Origin of the sequence: Raoultibacter massiliensis (assembly GCF_900199545.1) — a bacterium.
Taxonomy (GTDB): domain Bacteria; phylum Actinomycetota; class Coriobacteriia; order Coriobacteriales; family Eggerthellaceae; genus Raoultibacter; species Raoultibacter massiliensis.
Window position 1 is genome coordinate 1,916,023 of the sequence record NZ_LT962671.1, and the last position, 18,885, is coordinate 1,934,907.

General features: G+C 59.0%; 20 protein-coding genes. 8 read left to right on the top strand and 12 right to left on the bottom strand.

The window, feature by feature from the left end; translation table 11 throughout:
* Window positions 1-5: 5 nt before the first annotated feature.
* Window positions 6-1,415 carry an aldehyde dehydrogenase gene (locus tag C1719_RS12445; protein WP_102375402.1) on the top strand — a complete coding sequence of 470 codons (1,410 nt, stop codon included), beginning with the start codon at window positions 6-8 and terminating at the stop codon, window positions 1,413-1,415.
* Window positions 1,416-1,597: 182 nt separating this feature from the next.
* Here the strand turns inward: C1719_RS12445 and C1719_RS12450 are convergent, their stop codons facing one another.
* The 3 genes from C1719_RS12450 to C1719_RS12460 all read right to left on the bottom strand — a co-directional run bounded on the left by C1719_RS12450 (window position 1,598) and on the right by C1719_RS12460 (window position 3,123).
* A complete protein-coding gene (locus C1719_RS12450) occupies window positions 1,598-1,918 on the bottom strand; it encodes a type II toxin-antitoxin system RelE/ParE family toxin (RefSeq protein ID WP_102375403.1) in 321 nt (106 codons plus the stop codon).
* Complete coding sequence (locus tag C1719_RS12455; RefSeq protein WP_102375404.1) at window positions 1,911-2,213, bottom strand: type II toxin-antitoxin system prevent-host-death family antitoxin; 303 nt, start codon at window positions 2,211-2,213, stop codon at window positions 1,911-1,913. Before C1719_RS12455 ends, C1719_RS12450 begins: the two co-directional genes overlap by 8 nt.
* A 100-nt stretch (window positions 2,214-2,313) precedes the next feature.
* Complete coding sequence (locus C1719_RS12460) at window positions 2,314-3,123, bottom strand: MerR family transcriptional regulator (protein WP_180963588.1); 810 nt, start codon at window positions 3,121-3,123, stop codon at window positions 2,314-2,316.
* A gap of 213 nt (window positions 3,124-3,336) precedes the next feature.
* Between C1719_RS12460 and C1719_RS12465 the strand changes: the two genes are divergently transcribed.
* Complete coding sequence (locus tag C1719_RS12465; RefSeq protein ID WP_180963589.1) at window positions 3,337-5,493, top strand: molybdopterin-containing oxidoreductase family protein; 2,157 nt, start codon at window positions 3,337-3,339, stop codon at window positions 5,491-5,493.
* A gap of 59 nt (window positions 5,494-5,552) precedes the next feature.
* Here C1719_RS12465 and C1719_RS12470 read toward each other — a convergent pair whose 3' ends face one another.
* On the bottom strand, window positions 5,553-5,978 hold the full coding sequence (locus C1719_RS12470; RefSeq protein WP_102375407.1) for a type II toxin-antitoxin system VapC family toxin: 426 nt from the start codon (window positions 5,976-5,978) through the stop codon (window positions 5,553-5,555).
* The gene (locus tag C1719_RS12475; RefSeq protein ID WP_102375408.1) at window positions 5,975-6,217 is read right to left on the bottom strand and encodes a FitA-like ribbon-helix-helix domain-containing protein; all 243 of its coding nucleotides are present in this window, start codon (window positions 6,215-6,217) and stop codon (window positions 5,975-5,977) included. The genes C1719_RS12470 and C1719_RS12475 overlap by 4 nt, the downstream gene beginning before the upstream one ends.
* Before the next feature lie 312 nt (window positions 6,218-6,529).
* On the opposite strand from C1719_RS12475, the gene C1719_RS12480 reads away from it, so the two are divergent.
* From C1719_RS12480 to C1719_RS12500, 5 genes are all read left to right on the top strand, one after another.
* Window positions 6,530-7,195 carry a GNAT family N-acetyltransferase gene (locus C1719_RS12480; protein WP_102375409.1) on the top strand — a complete coding sequence of 222 codons (666 nt, stop codon included), beginning with the start codon at window positions 6,530-6,532 and terminating at the stop codon, window positions 7,193-7,195.
* A gap of 53 nt (window positions 7,196-7,248) precedes the next feature.
* Window positions 7,249-8,049, top strand: a complete 801-nt coding sequence (locus tag C1719_RS12485) for a MerR family transcriptional regulator (protein ID WP_180963590.1) — start codon at window positions 7,249-7,251, stop codon at window positions 8,047-8,049.
* Window positions 8,050-8,176: 127 nt separating this feature from the next.
* Entirely contained in the window at window positions 8,177-9,532 is a 1,356-nt protein-coding gene (locus tag C1719_RS12490; protein WP_102375411.1) for an MFS transporter, read from the top strand.
* Window positions 9,513-9,947 carry a hypothetical protein gene (locus C1719_RS12495; RefSeq protein ID WP_102375412.1) on the top strand — a complete coding sequence of 145 codons (435 nt, stop codon included), beginning with the start codon at window positions 9,513-9,515 and terminating at the stop codon, window positions 9,945-9,947. The genes C1719_RS12490 and C1719_RS12495 overlap by 20 nt, the downstream gene beginning before the upstream one ends.
* A 160-nt stretch (window positions 9,948-10,107) precedes the next feature.
* Window positions 10,108-11,658: an FAD-dependent oxidoreductase gene (locus tag C1719_RS12500; RefSeq protein WP_102375413.1), complete on the top strand. Its 1,551-nt coding sequence runs from the start codon at window positions 10,108-10,110 to the stop codon at window positions 11,656-11,658.
* 194 nt (window positions 11,659-11,852) lie between these two features.
* On the opposite strand, the gene C1719_RS12505 is transcribed toward C1719_RS12500, so the two are convergent.
* The 4 genes from C1719_RS12505 to C1719_RS12520 all read right to left on the bottom strand — a co-directional run bounded on the left by C1719_RS12505 (window position 11,853) and on the right by C1719_RS12520 (window position 14,891).
* Window positions 11,853-13,343 (bottom strand): helix-turn-helix transcriptional regulator, encoded by a 1,491-nt coding sequence (locus tag C1719_RS12505; protein ID WP_102375414.1) that lies wholly within the window; start codon window positions 13,341-13,343, stop codon window positions 11,853-11,855.
* A gap of 97 nt (window positions 13,344-13,440) precedes the next feature.
* The gene (locus C1719_RS12510) at window positions 13,441-14,106 is read right to left on the bottom strand and encodes a histidine phosphatase family protein (RefSeq protein ID WP_102375415.1); all 666 of its coding nucleotides are present in this window, start codon (window positions 14,104-14,106) and stop codon (window positions 13,441-13,443) included.
* Window positions 14,107-14,118: 12 nt separating this feature from the next.
* A complete protein-coding gene (locus C1719_RS12515; RefSeq protein WP_102375416.1) occupies window positions 14,119-14,322 on the bottom strand; it encodes a nitroreductase family protein in 204 nt (67 codons plus the stop codon).
* A gap of 95 nt (window positions 14,323-14,417) precedes the next feature.
* Entirely contained in the window at window positions 14,418-14,891 is a 474-nt protein-coding gene (locus tag C1719_RS12520) for a YbaK/EbsC family protein (protein WP_102375417.1), read from the bottom strand.
* 166 nt (window positions 14,892-15,057) lie between these two features.
* Between C1719_RS12520 and C1719_RS12525 the strand changes: the two genes are divergently transcribed.
* The gene (locus C1719_RS12525; RefSeq protein ID WP_102375418.1) at window positions 15,058-15,276 is read left to right on the top strand and encodes an acyl carrier protein; all 219 of its coding nucleotides are present in this window, start codon (window positions 15,058-15,060) and stop codon (window positions 15,274-15,276) included.
* 149 nt (window positions 15,277-15,425) lie between these two features.
* On the opposite strand, the gene C1719_RS12530 is transcribed toward C1719_RS12525, so the two are convergent.
* The 3 genes from C1719_RS12530 to C1719_RS12540 form a co-directional block, all read right to left on the bottom strand.
* Window positions 15,426-16,280 carry a DegV family protein gene (locus tag C1719_RS12530; RefSeq protein ID WP_102375419.1) on the bottom strand — a complete coding sequence of 285 codons (855 nt, stop codon included), beginning with the start codon at window positions 16,278-16,280 and terminating at the stop codon, window positions 15,426-15,428.
* 262 nt (window positions 16,281-16,542) lie between these two features.
* A complete protein-coding gene (gene aspS, locus C1719_RS12535; protein WP_102375420.1) occupies window positions 16,543-18,321 on the bottom strand; it encodes an aspartate--tRNA ligase in 1,779 nt (592 codons plus the stop codon).
* A 152-nt stretch (window positions 18,322-18,473) separates the two neighbouring features.
* Entirely contained in the window at window positions 18,474-18,884 is a 411-nt protein-coding gene (locus C1719_RS12540; RefSeq protein ID WP_102375421.1) for a type II toxin-antitoxin system VapC family toxin, read from the bottom strand.
* Window position 18,885 lies beyond the last annotated feature (1 nt).

Sequence of the window (18,885 nt, forward strand, 5' to 3'; positions counted from 1 at the left end):
AGACGATGGGACAGCAACCGCAATTCGAAAGCGTCGCGGACGTTGAGGCGCAGGCACGGAAAATGCGCGATTTCTTCACCGCGGGCAAGACGTTGCCCGTCGAACACCGGCGTCAAGCACTCACGCAGCTCAAAGCGTACCTCAAAGCAAACGAGGAACGAATACTCGATGCGCTGCAAGACGATCTGGGCAAAGCCCACTTCGAGGGCTACGCGACCGAACTCGGGTTGGTCTACGACGAGATCAACATATGCCTCAAGCACCTCAACAGCTGGTCGAAGCCCCGTCGCGTCGCAACGCCCATCGTGCATTTCCATTCGACGTCGAAAGTATATCCGAGCCCCTTGGGCGTCGTGCTCGTGCTCTCGCCCTGGAACTACCCTGTTCAGCTTGCGCTCGTGCCGATGGTCGATGCCATCGCTGCCGGCAACTGCGTGGCGCTCAAACCGTCACGCACGTCGAAGGCAACGAGCCAGCTTCTGATTGAGATACTCGCCTCCGTGTTCCCTCCTGAATTCGTATGCGGCTTTCCCGGATCGGGCAGCATGAACGATTGGCTGCTCGAAGCGCGCTGGGATCAGATCTTCTTCACCGGCAGCCCGAACGTCGGCCACACCATCATGGAGGCGGCCGCCAAGCATCTTACGCCCGTCGTGCTCGAGCTCGGCGGCAAAAGCCCTTGCATCGTCGACAAAACCGCCAACATCAAGCGAGCAGCGCAGCGTATCGCATGGGGCAAGGGCATCAACACCGGCCAGACCTGCGTAGCGCCCGACTACTTCCTCGTGCACGAAGATGTCGTCGACGAGCTCGTGGCAAAGCTCGACGCATGCTTCCATCAGTATTACAGCGAAAACATTCTCGCCTGCGATGAATGGCCGCGCATGATAAACCGCCATCACTTCGATCGCGTCATGAGCCTCATCGAGAACCGCAACCCGAACGCAACCGTCGCGTTTGGCGGGCACGGCGATGCGGAAACGCTCAAGATCGAACCCACGTGCCTGCGGGGCGTAACGCTCGACGATCCGGTCATGGGCGAAGAGATATTCGGACCCGTGCTGCCCGTGCTTACCTACAAAACGCTCGACGAGGCGTTCGGCATTATCCGCACGTTCGAGAAGCCGCTTGCCACCTACGTGTTCTCCGACGACAAAGACATCCAGCAACGCGTGATCCGCGAACTGCCCTTCGGCGGCGCGACCGTCAACGATGTGGTCATTCATCTCGCCAACAACCACATGGGCTTCGGCGGGGTCGGCAACTCGGGCATGGGCGCCTACCACGGCAAAGTCGGATTCGATTGTTTCACGCATTACAAATCAACGCTCAAGAAGGGCACCTGGCTCGAGCTCCCCGTGCGCGTTCCCCCGTTCGGAGACAAGATCAAGCTTTTGCGCATGCTCATGAGGTAGGGAGATGCGTGCTTCCGCTTAATCGCCTACATCGCAATCTGCATCGGAGTCGTGCTCGTCCAAGTCAGGCAAACCCGTCGAGGCTAATGCGACAGCGCTATGCTGGGGTTGAGGTTAAGCGCACCGAATCCGACCTGTCGGCAAAAGCAGTTTCGCGCAGAAGGCCAGCGCGGGAAAACCTATCAATCCTCGAAAACATCGAATCCGAATTCGTCGACATCCTGCGTTTCATGGACAACGCGCCAAACCGTCAGCGTCTCGGCTGAGTAGGTGTAGTAGATCCAGTGCCTCTTGGCGAGCACCTTGCGATAGCCGCCCTGCTCAAGCGCATCATCGAATACAGGCTTGCCCGATTCCGGGAACATCGCAACCCTCTCGATTGCAGAAAAGATGGCATCGGCGGTTGCGCGAGCGGCAGATGGAGATCCAAGCACCACCGCCTGATACGTTATCGTTCCGTCGATATCGATTTCCGCACGAAGGCGATACTCGATCTCACGCATCGCGCCGCTCGGCCGCCTCGATCAGCGTAGCGATACGCAACTTCATTTGATCATGGGCAATGGTTTGGGATACGTACTTCGCCTCGATTTCCGCTTCCCGCAGCTTCCGAACGGCCCGTTCGTGCTGCAAGCGATCTTCGTATGCGGAACTGTCGATGACGACCAGCGACGCAACGCCGTTTTTCGTCATAACAATAGGCTCGCGGGTTTCTTTCGCTTCGGCTTCGACCTCATTGAGCTTGGTCCGAAGATCGCTTATCGGACGAATGCTTGGCAAGGCGAACGGCAACGGCATAACAGCTCCCTTCGGTGTCACTTATTTATACACTAATTTGTAATAGGCAGCAAGGGCCGATCTCGCCTAACTCGCAAGATCGGCCCTTGCGCGAAGATGCCTATTTCTTCTCGATCGGAACCTGCACCTCGGTCAGCCAGTCGGCTTCCTCGCTCTGGTTCCAGATGCCGTCGATGTAGCTTTCGCGCGGGCTCTCGACGATTCGATACCCGTTCTTCTCCACCCAATCGAGCACGAACGCATACGCCTGCGGAAGATCGGCGTACGGTCCCTTGTGCATGATCGAAGCAACGCTCACCGGGTTCGTTTCGTGAAAGTAGATCCCATCCACCTCGGTGCCGTATGACGTGACGGCCTCGTTGTATTGGATGCTGATATCCTTTTCCTTGTATTCGCCATCGAGATACGTAATGAAGCAGTACTCGGGATCGGCGCATTTCAAATCGGGGTTCGCCGATCTGACGGCACGGCCGATAGCCGGAATGACCTCGAAGTACGCCGTGTAGTCGGGAACGGTCAGTTCCTTCGTGTACACGATGCAGCTGGGAATATCTTTGATCGTTACCTGGTAGTCCATGAAAAACTCCTTGTCTTCGTTGTCCAAGATGAATGCAATGCGTGCGAGCCGTTCTTCGCGTTCGCGGAGCTCCCGGGCAACCTCGGCTTGTCTCCGCTCAAGGATACCGCGGATGCCGGCACCGTCGAACACGGCCGCAACCTCGTCAACCGAAAGACCTGCTTGACGTAGAGACTGGATGCGGTGCAGCTCGACAAGCTGCCGCGTCGTGTAGAGGCGATAGCCCGTCGACCGATCGACGGCCTCCGGGCGCAAAAGACCGATCCTGTCGTAGTAATGCAGCGTCTTCACCGTCGTCTTGCCCATCTTCGAGAAACTCCCTATGTAGAGCATGTCCTCACCTCCTTCGCATTGCATTCAACCGTCTCCCCCAAGAGGAGGGTCAAGAAGTTTTTTGCATTTTCGCACAGTTTTCCACCGGCTACGGGCGCAATCGCAAGAAGGCTTCGGTGGATCAGAGGCGCAGAAACGCCCCAAAGCCCTATCCGAAACACCCCGAAAGAGGTACCATACCCGAAAGACGAGCGGCACGGGAAGAAGGTTCTCATGACTGATATCGACCCCGGGGGATTCAGGCACAGCACGTGCGTATTCTGCGACGGGGGATGCGCCGTCGCCATTCGAAACGACGAAGGCATCGCCGTTTCCCCGCTCGACCCAAACCTGCCCGCCATCTGCTCGAAAGCGCACCTGTGGCGCGACTACCGCAACCACCCCGACCGCATCACGAAACCGCGAAAGAACGTAGGATCGCGAACGAACCCCGTTTGGCGGGAGATCGAATGGGGCCAGGCCCTTGACGAAATAGCCGAGCGCCTTGCTGCAATCATCGAGAAATACGGCGCCGAAGCGTTTGCCGTATCCGAAATGCCCCTCAACATCGGGTTCGGCGGCATCACGAGACGATTCATGAACCACCTCGGAAGCCCGAACTACATCGCACCGGTCCTCCTCTGCATGGGCAACACCGCTCAGGTGCACCGTGCGACGTACGGCTGGTACACCGCCGCCGATTGGGAGCACGCCGACCTTATCGTCTACTTCGGACAGAATCGCGGGCCGGAGCTTTGGCCCGCCGAATTCCTCAAACTGAAAGCGGCGCTGGCACGGGGAGCGAAGCTCATCGAGGTCGACCCCCGCATCACCGATACCGCGCTGCTTGCCGATCATCACCTCCGCATCAATTACGGAACCGACGGGGCATTGCTGCTCGCCTGGATCAACGTCATCATCGAAGAAGGCCTGTACGACCGCGAATTCGTCGAGAATCGCACCATCGGATTCGAAGAGCTTGCCGAACGCGCCCGCGCCTATTCGCCCGAAACCGCGGCATCCCTCTGCGGAATCGACGCCGAAACGATTCGGACGACCGCCCGGCTTTACGCGAACGCCAACGCCGCCATCATCCCATGGGGCGTGGTCGGCGACATGCAGAAAAACTCCACCTCCGTTCTGCGCTGCCAGTGCATCCTGCGGGCTTTGTGCGGATTCGTGAACAAATCGGAGCATGTGGTCGGCCCCAGCACCGGCCCCGTTTCCAATACCCAGCTCGCCGATTACGAAGCCCTTTCCCAGGAACAGCGCGACAAGCAGATCGGCTCCGAGGCCTACCCGCTCCTCAGCTTCAAGGGAATGGATCTCTACGAGAAGCCCTGCCGCTCGGCGGGTCTGGATCACGTGCCCGACATCATGGGCTGCAGTTGCACCGCCCATCCCGCAAGCCTTTTCGAAGCCATGCGAACGGCGCGGCCCTACCCGATCAAGGCGTTTTTCGCCGTCGGCAACAACACGGTTATGAGCTACGCGAACCAGCAGGGAATCATCGAGGCGCTACTCGCCCAGGAGCTGGTCGTCGTATACGATCACTGGATGACGCCGACCGCGCAGCTTGCGGATTACGTTCTTCCGGGCGATGCGTGGATGGAGCGCGATATCATGGGACCCACCTTCGACGTCGCTCCCGTCGCCACGTTCTGCCAAGCCTTTTGCGAGCCTGCAGGAGAATGCCGGGATTGGTATTTCGTCATCAAGGAGCTCGCCGATCGAATGGGTTTGGACGAGGCGTTTCCCTGGCGCGATTGCTACGAGCTGTACGATTTTCGGCTGGCGCCGATCGGGAAAACGTGGGCAGAGGCGAGCGAGCGGCCAGCAGAACCCTGCCGCCCGATCGCCGCTGGCGCGTTTCTCACCCCGTCGGGCAAGGTCGAGCTGAAAAGCTCGGTGCTCGAAGCGCTCGGCTGCGACCCCCTCCCGTCCTACGAAGACCCGAGCGAACCCGACGCAGACGAAACGGAGTATCCGCTGACCGTGTTCGCCGGAGTGCGCGAGAAATGTTCGTACAACACCAACCACCACCAGATACCGGCCCTCAGAATGAGGGAGCCCGAACCCGAAGCGTACCTCAATCCTGCAGACGCCGAGCGCTTCGGAATAGACGAAGGCGACTGGACGACGGTAACGACAGCGCATGGATCGGTTCGGCTGCTAGCCGTAATCGACGAACGGCAACCCAAAGGCACGCTGAGGGTTCCCCATGGCTGGTGGAAGCCCGAAACGCCGCAGGGACTCGGCAAGGGATTGAGCGGCGCATGCCTTTACAACGACGGCATGCTGTTTTCCGACGAGCCATGGAACCTCGACCCCGCACAGGGGCTTCCGAATCTCCGCGGAGGGATTCGGGCGAAAATCGAACGGGTGCGCTAGCCAACGGGGCTGGGAACTTCATCCTTTCGAATGCGGAGGCCCGAGATTGCCACCCGGGTCTACCGCGCCGCCGGCTCGAAAGGGTTAACTGCTTCGATTCCTAGATAGTCGAAATCTTTTATGTTGCGCGTAGCAAGCACTGCGCTGTTACGCTGGCATATGGCGGCAATCATGAGATCTTCCATGGTAGGTGTTCGCCCACTGGCAAGAGCCAGCTCATGGAGGCGGGCGCACAGATAGCCACTGAACGCGTCGAACGAGAATGTTTTATCGGAGCAGTCGAGCGCTATGGCGCCTATCGTTTCCTCCAAACGTCGTCTTCGCTTTCCTTCCGGAAGTCGGAGCATGCCGAAGTACAGCTCTTTTATCGTAACCGAAGTAAGATAAACATCACCTTCATGATCGAAAAACCAATCAACGACTTCAACGGAGGGTTCTTTCTTCATGAGTTCGGACACTACATTGGTGTCGGCGACATACTTCATAGCCAGCCTTCGGTATCGAGAACGCGAGCAGAATGGCGCGCGGGAACCTCTATTTCGATGCCGTCGGACAACGCAGCGGCATTGCGCAACAGAGAAACCCAATCGCAAGTATCTTCGTCCAAGGCAGACTCGATAATGGCTCGCGCCTCTGCTTGCTGCGACCGGCCGTTTCGAGCCGCGCGGGCGACAAGAGCACGTTTCGTCTCGTAATCGATATTCCGAATAAGCAAATCGGACATAGCTCCTCCTTGTGTCATGAGAAGAATGATATCAACGATATCAGCAGTTAGCAAGCTTTAAAAGCGGTCCTCTACATACCAATGAGCACAACGTTGTCGAGTGAGTTTTGGCGCGACCGAACAACGTTCCCGTTACCCATAGCCTTTCCCACCCGCTCCCAGCCGGTTTCGTGCAGCACAAACCGCCGAACCCGTCCGCATCGATTCATGCAGCTCTTCCGCAATAGGGGGCCAGACACTCGACGGGCAAGTCAACCTGTGGCAGAATCGGCTGTTGGACCCATAGACCCGAACAAGAGAAGGATGCACGTCATGCAACTGCCAGGACTCGTTACCGTTGAACCCGATCAAATCGAAACCATCGAAAAGCTCGCTTGCATGATGGGGAAAAGCTTCATGGAAGAACTCTGGACCGAAGCATGGCTCGAAGCGCTTGACGAAATCGGCACGACCGCCGATCGCAAGCTCGAGATATCGCGCGCCATCATGAAGTACGACTTCATCGTGGGAACCCCCTTCGAATGCTGCTACATGCTGCCCGACATGGCTGCAGGAACAGGCGCTTACCTTTCAAGCGATCTCAAGGGCAACATCTGGAGCGATCTCGAAGACCAGGCAACCGAGATGATGGCAGAAGCGGTACTGACCGAAGAAGAAAAAACGGCGCTCTACAAGCGCGCCGTGGAAATGGAGCCGATCTCCAACTTCAAATGGATGATCCCGGAAACCGAAGGAAAGGATTTCATCCACTTCTTTTCCGTCGGAGTCAACCCCGACATGCGCGGATCGGGCGCATTCCGCAGGCTCGTCACCCCGTTTCTCGATTACGCCGACCAGCACGGACTCAACTGCTACCTCGAATGCTACACCGATCGCCTCGAATCGCTGTACGGGCACTTCGGGTTCGAAACCGTGCATCGCTTCACCGATCCCAAATTCGACGTGTACGAGCGCGCCATGGTTCGCACGCCGCGTTAAGAAAAGAATTCGCACGCGCTGCACCGCATGCGAGAACTGCAAAGGAGGCCGATTTGAAAAGCGGGGAGCTCGCACAACTCGCCGGCGTAACGGTGCGAACGCTGCGCCACTACCGTACGATCGGCCTCCTTCCCGAACCGAAGCGGGGAGACAACGGGTATTGCAACTATTCGATCGACGATCTTGTCCGGCTCCTGCGAATCAAGCATCTTGCCTCGCTCGGCTTCTCGCTCGAAGACATCGGGGGCATGCTCGAAACCCTCGATTCCGACGATCGCTCGAAAGCTGCCGACCTGCTCGAATCACTCGACCGCGAACTCGTCGGACAGATCGAGCTTTTGGAGCGGAAACGCAGAACGCTCGCCATGATCAGATCCCATGAACTCGATGCCGACGTCCCAGTGAGGCTCGCCTCGATCATCAGCACGCTCAAAGATCACGGGCTGCCCGACGATATGATGAGAAGCGAACGCACCGTCATGCTGCTAGCCGGCGCAATGCTCAGCGAATCGGATCTCGACGAGACCGAGGCGGTGTACCAGGCGATCATCGAGCGGGGCCTTGTCGACGACTACATCAAGATAAACGACTGGATCATCGACCTGCCCGAAGATGCCGACGAGGCGCAGAAATCTGCCGTCATCGACAGGGTCATCGGCGTCATCGACAGGGTCATGGATTGCTTCGACACATCGAATTGGGAGGCTGACCCCACCGAAGAGGAACTGCGTGCCGAAGCGATATTCAAACAGTACCAGGAGCAGGCGCTTACCCCCGCTCAAAAAGACGTATGCGATCGCGTCATCGACATAATCCAGAAGCGCGTAACGGGAAAGTCGATGCGATCGGAATAGCGGGAACCCGGATAAGCAGTCCGAGTGCCGCTGCATCGTTTCGCAATTCTCCACTATTTCCAAGACTTCCCTTGACTCGGACGCAACGTCTGGGTTTTTACTCCTTTCTGAGAAGAAAGGAAACACTATGTCCGGAAAGTCCACCACCATACGCTTCCTCATCGCCAGCGCCCTCTCGCTGCTCGGCAATTCCGTTGCCGGCATCGCGCTGCCGCTGATACTGCTTGCCACCACAGGGGATCCGCTTGCAGCAGGCACGCTCGCCCTCGCATGCGCCGTGCCGCAGGTGCTCGCAGGCGTGCTCGGGGGAGCCGTGCTCGACAGGCTCAACCGCCGCAACGTCTCCATCGTCTCCGATATCGTTTCGGCGCTCTGCGTAGCGGCACTCCCCCTCATCGACATGACGGTGGGGCTCAGCTTCGGCTGGTTCGTACTGTTCGGCATCCTCGGAGCCGTAGGCGACATCCCCGGCATGACGGCCCGCGATGCGATGCTGCCCACCGTCGTCGAACGTGACGGCGTGGATCTCCAGCGGTTCCTTGGGCTCACGCAGTCGCTCGATTCCATTGTAACCATCGTGGGACCAGCGCTTGCCGCCCTGCTCATGGGCGTTATCGGCTCGGTTCCCTGTCTATGGATCACCGCAGCGCTCTCACTGTGCGCATCCCTTACGACCATGACGCTTCCCCGTTCAGTCGGAGCCGTCGATTCGAACGCGGATCCAGCGAATCAAGACGCCCTTTCAGCCTCGCAGGTTTCCGTTGCCGAAACGCACGATCGTTCGACGACCGCCTTCGATGCGGGCTCGCTTGCGAAGGCCGCCTGGACTTCGGCTATGGAAGGTGCCCGCGTTCTGTTCAAGGGCGATCCCGTTTTGCGCGCTGCAACGCTCATGACCTTCGGCATCGTCATGGTCATGGGAAGCTACCAGGGGCTCGTGCTGCCGGTGTTCTTCACCCAAGCGAATTCGCCCGAACTTCTCGGCTACACGCTTTCCGTCATGTCGGTGGGACTGCTCGTCGGATCTCTCGTCTACGCTGCGCTTACCCAGAAACTGAGCCGAAGGACATGGTACGTCCTCTCGCTGTCCGGCATGGCCATAGGCGTCATCATAATGGGATCGCTGCCGAGCTACCCGATCATGCTTGCGGGAGCATTCACGCTCGGATTCGCCGCAGGACCGGCATCGGCTTTGCTCGGATTCTTCATGTTCGACAGGATCCCCGAAAACCGTCGGGGAAGCGCGCTCGGCACGCAGAACTCGCTCTTGCTCATCGCCGCACCCGTCGCCCTCTTCGCAACCTCGGCACTCGTTTCGGGGATAGGCCTTGAAGTTGCCTCGTGGGCGCTCGTCACCGCATGGCTCGTCATCACCGCATGCGCCCTGCTTGCCCGGAGCATGAGGAACCTGAACGACAAACAAGCCGATCCGCATTCGATCGATGCGAGGGAAAGGGAAGGATATGCCCGACATCAGGAATAGCGCTCCCAATGCAATCGCCCTTGCATGCCTGGCTCTTCTCTACTTGTTCGGCGCAGCGGCAATCGCCCTCGCCCCGAACGCAACCGCCCGAGCCGCTCTGGCCGACTGCCGAGCATCCATCCTCAACCCCATAGCCGTTAAGAACGACGTCGTGCAGATTCGTTCGGGCATGCGCTTTTCCGCCGACGTACCGCTTGATGCCGTTGCGGCTTTCGTCGAGAGAGCTCCCGAAACTGACAAGGCGAAGCTCATCGACCTCGGCATGATGGGAAATCCCAGCGGGTGGCTCGTATTCGCGAAACCCGTCAGAATCGAAACCTTCTTCGGAACCGAGAAAACCGTTGAGGCGATCGGGATTGCCGTCGACGACAAAGCCCGGTTTTCACATCTGATAGGAAGAGCCGCATCGAAATGAGCGGCCGGGAATCACCAAACCAGCAAGGCTCCCATCAGCTTTTTTGCATCTTTCACATCGCTTTTCACATCACCTATGTGATCTCAAAGACCTCCCTCGATCCTATAGTTTCGACCATCGCATCACCAAAGCGACGTCATCGATTCAATTGGAGGGAATCATGGAGACAAGCGTCACGAGAAGAAACTTTTTGGCTGGAGCGGGAATCGCAGCGGCGGGGTTGGCGGCGTTCGGAATCACAGGATGCTCGCCCAACGGCAACGAACCTGCGGCCGATTCGGGAACGTGGGACCACGAAGCCGACGTCCTCATCATAGGAGCCGGCGGTGCGGGTCTTGCTGCAGCCGTAGTCGCAGCCAAGGGAGGAGCACAGGTTACCGTGCTCGAAGCGGCAGCTATGGCGGGCGGCAACACTGCCAACTCTTCGGGTGTCATCCAGGCAGCGGGTACCGACGAGCAGAAAGAGTTCGCCGGCGTCAGCGACGACACGCCCGAAAAACACGCCGAGTACTATCTGCAATGCGGCGAAGGGCAGCTTGACGAAGAACTCGTCCGCTACGCATGCGAACAGGCGCCTTCCTGCATCGAATTCATGAAGGAACTCGGCATCAAATACGAAGTGGTCTACGGCAACGGCACTGTTCCCAACGTCGACCCCGAAGTCATCAAACCCCGCATCCATCTTGCGGGAACCGATGAGAACGACCTCATGTACGGTCAGGCCCATGTAGCGGCGCTTCTCAAAGCAGCCGAAGACGCGGGAGTCGAATTCGTGTACAACACCGCGGGAAAGCAGCTCGTGCAGAACGCTGACGGAGTCGTCACCGGCGTCGTAGCCGACGACAAAAAGCGCTACCGCGGCAAGAAAGCCGTCATCTTGGCAACGTGCAGCTACGATCGCAGCGAAGAGTTCGCCAAAGCATTCAATTACCACATGGTGCAGGCTCTCGAAGACGGTCGCTCCCTCACCGTTGCCACCAACACCGGCGACGGCCTGCGCATGGGCATGGCGGTCGGTGCGGCGCTCGACGGCATGGGCGGATTCATCGGGCTGCCCGGGAACATCGGGGGCACGCCTACCCTTCCCGGCGTTCCCGAAGTTCCCGGCATCATCGTCAACAAGTACGGCCGTCGCTTCGTGAGCGAGTCTGATCACTACGCGTGGGTGCTCCGTGCAGTGTTTGCCCAGGAAGACCATATTGCTTGGGGTATCTTCGATTCGAAGGCGGCTGCGCTTACCGGCGCCGTCGTAGGCGGAGTCAGCCCCATGAGCGACGACTTCTCCAAAGAGATCGCCGACGGTTCGGTGCTCGTGGCCGACACCATCGAAGCGCTCGCCGAGCAGATCGGCGTACCGGCCGCCAACCTTCAGGCGGCGCTCGATACCTGGAACGCCGATATGTCAACCGAAGAAAAAACCGATAGCCAGTTCCCAACCCGCGCATGCGGCCTTGAAACCATCGATACGCCGCCCTACTACGCAACCCGCACCTACGATTACAACCTTGGCGCGCTCGGGGGGCTGAAAATCAACACAAGCGCACAGGTTATCGATACGAACGGCGAAGTCATCCCCCACCTGTACGCCGCAGGACAGGTTGCAGGAGGATTCATGGGATCGTATTATCCCGGAACCGGCACGGGCATCCTCGCCACGCTCGCCTTCGGCCGCAGCGCAAGCGAAAACGCCTTGGCCGAAGAGGAGGCATAGGCCCCGATAGTCGCACGGAAGATCCCCGCGACAAGCCCCAAAACGCCCGAAATCGAAGATAGGCGGAGACCTTTGAAGTCTCCGCCTATCAGCATTCAAACGAAAACGTCCACCTCGCCGTCCGCATCATCCGAAAACCAAACCACTTGCGGGAATCGACCAGACGATCGGGCCAACGCACTCCGCACGCCGGGCTATCGACTCTCGTGCTTCCCTTCAAGCAGATCGATCAGCTCCTGCTGGGAATGCACGCCGAGCTTGCGGTAGACGTTTTTCATATGCGTGCGCGTTGTATTATCCGAGATGAACAAGGTTTTCGAAATGTACACCCTGTTGCGTCCCCTAGCAAGCAATTCGAACACCTCGGCCTCGCGAGCCGAAAGACGATAGCGCTTTGCCCAATCGGCGAGCTCCACTTCGCCGTTCGAAGCGACGGGATCGAGCACAGGAGCCCCCGCGCTCGCCGCCTGCCGGACATCCGCATCTTCGGTTTGCCCGGTTTGCGGTTCGCGCATACCTCCACCCGAGCGATCGAACGAGAATATTCCCGCCATAAGCAGCAAGTACACGACCACAAGCGACACCACGGCAAGCGTCGACCCCGAATCCCTGACCGCCGCAACAACCTGCATGCCGACGAACGACCCGAGAGACTCTGCCCCCACCAGCACAAACAAACCAAGGACAAACCGCTTCGACAAAGCGATGCCTCCCTGATCGCCAGCCCAAAGAGCCCATACCATGAAATAGAAGCTGTTGAAACCGATGATGCAAATAGCCTGCGCAGCTTCGCCCGCATCGGAAAACAGCGGCAGCATTACAAAGGCGATGCCGATGATCGGTATCGCAACGAAGCATACGAGCTTGATGAGCTTGCGGGAATCGAAGAACAGTGCGGCAAGCGCGATGAAAATCGCCGAAACGAAAAACGAAACGATCGTCGCAACGTTCACCTCGGCGGCTCCCGAGGTGTACGCATCGCTCGTCAGACGCTGCATAAGCCCATACGCAAGCCCGACGACAAGTGGCAGCGCAACGATGCGAACGACCAGCGTTCTTTTCCGACTCGCTGCCCCCTGCGCATCTACCTCCAATTCAGAGCAAGCAGGATCGACCGGGCCCCTCACGGCAAGAAGCGCCACGCAAACGACTGGGAGCAGACACACGATCATCGGCTGGAGCGCATGCGGCAGGTACAAAAGGATCGAATCGAAGACCGAGGCTGCCGCCAAAGCAAGGGCCACGTTGACAAGCAGGGTCTTCGGGCCTTTTCGGGCGAATCCGATTCCCTGAAGAGCAAGGAGAGCCGCGCCGCCGATACCCGTGAGAACCACTCCGCCGATTCGAAGGCCATCGGAGGCCGATTCGGCGGGAGCGAACAGCACGAGAACGGTGCCCGCAAATAGAAGCGTGCCCGCACCGACGGCGATGGGCGCCGATCGACTGAAAACAAGGTGCGCGCCCGCATAGGCCGCAATCAGCGTCAGAGCCTCGACGGCAAGCCACAATGCACGCAGTTGCAGGAAATCGAACTGCGCCGTAAACGATCGGGCGACGAACAGGTCGCTCCAATACAAGCCGAACATCCACGCGAGCAGCGCCGAAAACGCGAGCCATGACGCCGGCGCCTCGCGAAACTGCCTCTTTACAATGCCGAGATATGATCGGATACCCGATCGGGTCATGCATCCTCCCACCGTTTTCCGTCAAAAGGCAATGATACCGCAATGGAAGGCGCACTGCGCGAGGCGAATCGGCGCCGATGCCCGCATACGCACGCCCTTACCGTGCGTATGCGGTGTCGCCGATCGTTCCCACCTCGAAAGAGATCCCATCGAACCGCAGCTTCGTCACGCTTGCATTCTCGATTTTCGGCCGCTCGTTCACCCGATCGCGGGCGTACAGGTACAAAAGCGTCTTTATCGTGAACGCATGGGTGACAACCAATACGTTGCCGCCGCCCGAAGCGCAAGCGCGCGCACCCGCTTCGGTGAAAAACGAGGTTACCCGATCCTCGATCGCGTCGAAGCGCTCCGACCGACCCGATCCATCGCGATCGGCCAGCACATCGGCGATCTCGGGCAAACGCCCGTTGAGCTCCGTCATTGGCAGATCGGCGCCAAACCCCTGAGCAAGTACGTCATGGAGCTTCGAGCCCGGTTCGCCTTCGAGATCGCCGTAGCACCACTCGCGCAGACGCCAGTCGGATCGAGGCTGAACCTCGCTCGCATTCGGCTCGAGCACCTCTGCTAGCGTGGCCACCGCCCTGCCGCTATCGCTCGAATACGCAGCGGAGAACGGCGTCGCAGCAAGTCCTGCGCCGAGCTTGCGAGCGACGGCCACCCCCTGCTCCGTCAGCGGAGAATCACACCAACCCTGCACCTTCTGCAAAACGTTGAACAGCGTTTGTCCGTGCCGAACAACGTAGAAAACCGTATCGCGCGCCACAGAGGACCTCGATTACAACGACTCGAACGAAACGAAGTCGCTAAGCGGCCTTCGCTCTTCGCCTTCGGCGACGATAAGGTAAACCGGTTGCCGATTGCAGGCCGACGGAGCAATCCGGGCGGCCTGCAGAATTGCTTCGATTTTTTCCTCTTCCACCTTCTCGTCCCGATACGCCCTCGCCGAACAGCGACGCCTTGCAAGATCGATGAACTCCATGCCTGCTCCTTACGATGGGCGCGCATCACCGCGCGCGGTTTGCTCCCGTACAACCTATACCCCGAAACAGCGAAGCGGCAAGCGCGCCTCGGAAATCAGGCTTCCTTAAGCCTGCATACGTCGATCCACCCAAGCGAGCGCGATAGGCTCTCAAGCTCCGCAATCGCAAGCTCGATCGCGCTGTTCTCGCTCCCGCATGCAGGAAAGACCGTCTCGAAACGACAAAGCGATTCGTCCAGATAAATCAAGACGCCCTCGTTCACGGCGAACGGGCATACCCCGCCGACCGCATGGCCGATGGCAGGCTCGACCTCTTCGAATGCCAGCATCTTTGCCTTGCATCCGAACCGCGCCTTGAACTTCTGGTTGTCGATGCGCGTATCGCCCGCCGCAACAACCAGCACGATGTCTTCGCCAACGCGAAACGAAAGGGTCTTGGCGATGCGCGCCGGCTCGCAGCCCGCCGCCTGCGCAGCAAGCTCCACCGTTGCGCTCGACGTTTCGTATTCCCGAATCCTGTCCTCGATACCCCGCTCTCGGAAATAGCCTCGAACCCTGTCGATCGACATTGCGCATCCTTTCGTGCATCGAAATCCCGTGCGGCCATGGTAGCACAAGCAGCAGAAAGGGGCGATCCGTCGCAGCAGCCGCCGAAAAACCGTCAAGCGTTTTCAGGCGCGCGGAAAGAGAAGCTCTAGTACAATGGTTCCATCGAAGAACAGGAGGTAACACGCAATGGCCACCATCGATACCGTCAAGGATATCCTGCAGGAGAACCTCGATATCGCCCCCGATCAGGTAAACGAAGATTCGACGTTCGATTCTCTCGGAGTCGATTCGCTCGACATGGTTGAGCTGATCTGCGATCTCGAAGAAAAATGCGACATCGACTTCGGGGAACCCGAAGGGCTTGCCACCGTAGGCGATCTGGTCGCTTACATCGACGGACTGTAAAACCGCATGCCAAGAAAAAGCGCCGGGAAGCCCCCGGCGCTTTTTCTTGGCAGACGACCTCCATCCCGGCGGGCCATCCGGCAAGCAGCAGCCGCATCGCCCGAACCGCAACGGATCCGATTCGATATTCCCGTACGATGCCCCGTCCTTTACGCGATCGCCACGCTCGGCACGGTTTTCAAATCGATGACCTGGACCGCTATGCAATCAGGGCCTCCCTGCGTGATGAACGCGGGACCCAGCTCGAATATCCCGCTCGCGCAGCGGGGAAACGCCTCCGCCAGCGCTTTGGCGGCAGATTGCGCCTGCGGATAGTTGCCCGCATGGCTCACGCCGATGTAATGGGAATCGGTGATGCCGCGCTTCTTCAAATCCTCGACTATCGCGCCCATTGCCTTTTTGAACCCGCGCGCCACCGTCATGCGCTCGAGCCGCGCGCCATCGGGCGTTTGCATCATTACGGGAACTGCCTTGAGAAGATGGGCGAACTTCGCAGCCAACGGAGTCAGGCGACCGCCTCGCCGCAGGTAATCGAAATCCTCGGGAATCAAATAGGAATGGGCGCTTTCGATCATCGCCTGCAACCGAGAGATGACTTCCTCGGCTTTCTCGCACTGCTTGGCAAACTCGACCGCGCAAAGGGCGAGCGCCCGATGGGGTATGCACAGCGTGCGCGAGTTGACCACATGCACCCGCTCGGGATGCCGTGCCTGCTTCGCGAGCCCGCACGCAACCTCGTACGAGCCCGAAAGGCCGCTTGCCATGGTCAGGTGAACGACCTCCTCGTCGGTATCGTACGCCGCAAGCGTTGCCGAAGGCGACGGCGAGGCGCTCTGCGGCATCGCCCCGGCGCGCACGCGGGATAAAAACTCGTCTGAACTGATTTGTTCGTATTCCGCCCACGTCTCTTCGCCGATCGCGACCGAAAGGGGCAGTATCTCGATACCGCGTTCTTTTCCCTGCTCGATGTCAAACATAACCGAGGAGTCGGCGACGATTTTCATGCGGAACTCGTTTCTCTCATCGGGCGTCATCGCCCAAGGGCGATGCGCACTGCGTGTTCAGTCGACTCATCATGATGAGCAATGGCTCCAACCGCAAGAGAAAACCGCGGAAAAGCCCGATTCGATTGGTTTCCTCCACGAATACGGCTCGCGAATACACCACGCGGTTTAGAAAAGCAGTCCCGGTCCAACCGTGCGCACCGCCAGAAAAAAAGAAGCCGCGCCGAAGCGCGACCTCCTATCGCTCGATGCGCTTGCGCCGCTACAGCGTGCGCAGGTTGACCTCTTTGAGCTGACGCGCCGTCACCGAACTCGGTGCGCCGGTCATCGGATCGGATGCCGAGCTCGTCTTCGGGAACGCGATGACGTCGCGGATCGATTTCTTGTTCGCCAAAAGCATCACCAGACGGTCGAGGCCGAGTGCGATGCCGCCGTGCGGCGGCGCACCGAGCTCGAGCGCGTGGATGAGGTGGCCGAACTTCTCGTCGATCTCCTCGTCGGTCAATCCGAGACGGCGCAGCACGCGGCGCTGCATATCGGCGTTGTGGATACGGATGGTGCCACCGCCCGCTTCGAAGCCGTCCATGACGAGATCGTAGGAGTAGCTGCCGCATTCGAGCGGGGCGTCCTCGATCTTATCGACATCCTCGTAGCGGATCTGCGTAAACGGATGATGTTCGGCAGCGTACTTCTTCTCATCCTCATCGTACTTGAACATGGGGAAGTTCACGACCCAAAGCAACTTGTGGCCTTCGCGCGGAATGTTGAGGGCATCGGCCATATGCAGGCGCAGCGCCGAAAGCACGGCATTGGCAACCTCGGGCTTATCGGCCGCGAATAGCACGAGGTCGCCCGGCTCTACGGCAAGCGCCTCCTTGAGCGCGGCAAACTCTTCATCCGAGAAGAACTTGATGATCGGGCTCTTCTCGTTGCCATCGGAAGTGAACGCGATCCAAGCCATGCCCTTCGCGCCGTTTTCGGCAGCGATATCGGCAAGTTTCTCGACTTCCCCACGGCTCCAGTCGCCCGCGCCCTTTGCATTGATGGCCTTCACGATGCCGCCCGATTGGGCGACGCTCGAAAACACCTTGAACCCGGAGTCCTTCACTATGTCGGTGACGTTGACGAGCTCCATTCCGAAACGCGTATCGGGACGGTCGTTTCCAAAGCGGTCCATGGCTTCCGCGTAGGGCATGCGCTCAAGCGGGAACTGGTGCTCGACGCCGACGGCGCTCAGCACTTCGGCCATGACGTCCTCCATGAGCTTCAGAACGTCATCTTCTTCGACGAAGCTCATCTCTATGTCAACCTGCGTGAACTCGGGTTGGCGATCGGCGCGCAAATCCTCGTCGCGGAAGCACCGCGCAATCTGGTAGTAGCGTTCAATGCCGCCCACCATGAGCATCTGCTTGAACTGCTGCGGGCTTTGCGGAAGCGCATAGAAGCGACCCGGATTCGGGCGGGAAGGCACAATGTAGTCGCGCGCGCCCTCGGGTGTGGAATTTGCGAGTATCGGCGTTTCGACCTCAAGGAAGCCGCGCTCGTTCAGAGCGGTGCGCATGGCCTGCGCAACCTTGTGGCGAAGATGGATCGCTTCGAACATCTCGGGGCGGCGCAAGTCGAGATAACGCCACTTCATACGCGTAGTCTCATCGGTCTCAATGCCGTCTTCGATCGAGAACGGCGGCGTCACGCTCGTGTTGAGTACCTCGACGGAGCTGGCGAGCACCTCGATATCGCCGGTTGCCATGTTCGGGTTCGCCGCATCGGCCCCGCGCTCGCGCACCGTGCCGACGATCTTGAGCACGTATTCGCGACCCAGATGCTCCGCCTTCGCAAAATCATCCGCGCTCACGCAATCGGGGTCGACGACCACCTGCGTGTAGCCTGCGCGGTCGCGCAGGTCGATGAAGATGAGTCCGCCATGATCGCGATTGTGCCAAGCCCATCCTGTCAACACAACTTCGGTGCCTACATCTTCCTTGCGCAATTCGCCGCACGTCGCGGTGTGCATGCAGTACTCGTTTGTAAAGTCCGTCATCTGTTCTTGCTCCTCAAGCGTTGCTATTTTTATTCGCCCCCCGGATGCCCGACAGCGGCGAACGTCACTCAAACCTAGTTATTGTACTTGCTAACGCGTACAAACGGACCCCCGAACGCACCTTTTCATGAAAAACGAATGCGATCGCCCCGCTAGAATTTCGCATCGGCAACCATGCAGTCTACCCCATTGTCCAGGCAGAGCTCCTGCAGTCTGCGATCAAGCGTGAACAAGGTGGCTCCTCTGCGCCGAGCGAGAACGAAATAGAAAAGGTCGTACGACGAATGCTCCAAACGCAGGGATTCCGACAGAACCTCCTCCCATAGGCTTGCATCAGGAACGAACTCATCGACAAGGGCAAAGCACATGCAACCCATAGCGAGCGCTTCCTTCTTGTCCGAATAACCGCCCCGAACCCGTTTTTCCAGCACATGCGTGACTTCTGCGCAAAAGAAAGTGGGTGAGATGACGGCTTCTCCCTCGAGGAGCAACTCCGCAAGTCCCTTTCCTTCCGGAGTCTCAACGAGCATATTGATGGCGGCGTTGCAGTCGAGAACAATCATC

What these genes read in the sequence shown, in the direction of transcription:
- C1719_RS12445 (WP_102375402.1), top strand. Translation starts at nt 6, where the DNA reads ATGGGACAGCAACCGCAATTCGAAAGCGTCGCGGACGTTGAGGCGCAG.
- C1719_RS12450 (WP_102375403.1), bottom strand. Translation starts at nt 1,918, where the DNA reads ATGCGTGAGATCGAGTATCGCCTTCGTGCGGAAATCGATATCGACGGA.
- C1719_RS12455 (WP_102375404.1), bottom strand. Translation starts at nt 2,213, where the DNA reads ATGCCGTTGCCGTTCGCCTTGCCAAGCATTCGTCCGATAAGCGATCTT.
- C1719_RS12460 (WP_180963588.1), bottom strand. Translation starts at nt 3,123, where the DNA reads ATGCTCTACATAGGGAGTTTCTCGAAGATGGGCAAGACGACGGTGAAG.
- C1719_RS12465 (WP_180963589.1), top strand. Translation starts at nt 3,337, where the DNA reads ATGACTGATATCGACCCCGGGGGATTCAGGCACAGCACGTGCGTATTC.
- C1719_RS12470 (WP_102375407.1), bottom strand. Translation starts at nt 5,978, where the DNA reads ATGAAGTATGTCGCCGACACCAATGTAGTGTCCGAACTCATGAAGAAA.
- C1719_RS12475 (WP_102375408.1), bottom strand. Translation starts at nt 6,217, where the DNA reads ATGTCCGATTTGCTTATTCGGAATATCGATTACGAGACGAAACGTGCT.
- C1719_RS12480 (WP_102375409.1), top strand. Translation starts at nt 6,530, where the DNA reads ATGCAACTGCCAGGACTCGTTACCGTTGAACCCGATCAAATCGAAACC.
- C1719_RS12490 (WP_102375411.1), top strand. Translation starts at nt 8,177, where the DNA reads ATGTCCGGAAAGTCCACCACCATACGCTTCCTCATCGCCAGCGCCCTC.
- C1719_RS12495 (WP_102375412.1), top strand. Translation starts at nt 9,513, where the DNA reads ATGCCCGACATCAGGAATAGCGCTCCCAATGCAATCGCCCTTGCATGC.
- C1719_RS12500 (WP_102375413.1), top strand. Translation starts at nt 10,108, where the DNA reads ATGGAGACAAGCGTCACGAGAAGAAACTTTTTGGCTGGAGCGGGAATC.
- C1719_RS12505 (WP_102375414.1), bottom strand. Translation starts at nt 13,343, where the DNA reads ATGACCCGATCGGGTATCCGATCATATCTCGGCATTGTAAAGAGGCAG.
- C1719_RS12515 (WP_102375416.1), bottom strand. Translation starts at nt 14,322, where the DNA reads ATGGAGTTCATCGATCTTGCAAGGCGTCGCTGTTCGGCGAGGGCGTAT.
- C1719_RS12520 (WP_102375417.1), bottom strand. Translation starts at nt 14,891, where the DNA reads ATGTCGATCGACAGGGTTCGAGGCTATTTCCGAGAGCGGGGTATCGAG.
- C1719_RS12525 (WP_102375418.1), top strand. Translation starts at nt 15,058, where the DNA reads ATGGCCACCATCGATACCGTCAAGGATATCCTGCAGGAGAACCTCGAT.
- C1719_RS12530 (WP_102375419.1), bottom strand. Translation starts at nt 16,280, where the DNA reads ATGAAAATCGTCGCCGACTCCTCGGTTATGTTTGACATCGAGCAGGGA.
- aspS (WP_102375420.1), bottom strand. Translation starts at nt 18,321, where the DNA reads ATGACGGACTTTACAAACGAGTACTGCATGCACACCGCGACGTGCGGC.
- C1719_RS12540 (WP_102375421.1), bottom strand. Translation starts at nt 18,884, where the DNA reads ATGATTGTTCTCGACTGCAACGCCGCCATCAATATGCTCGTTGAGACT.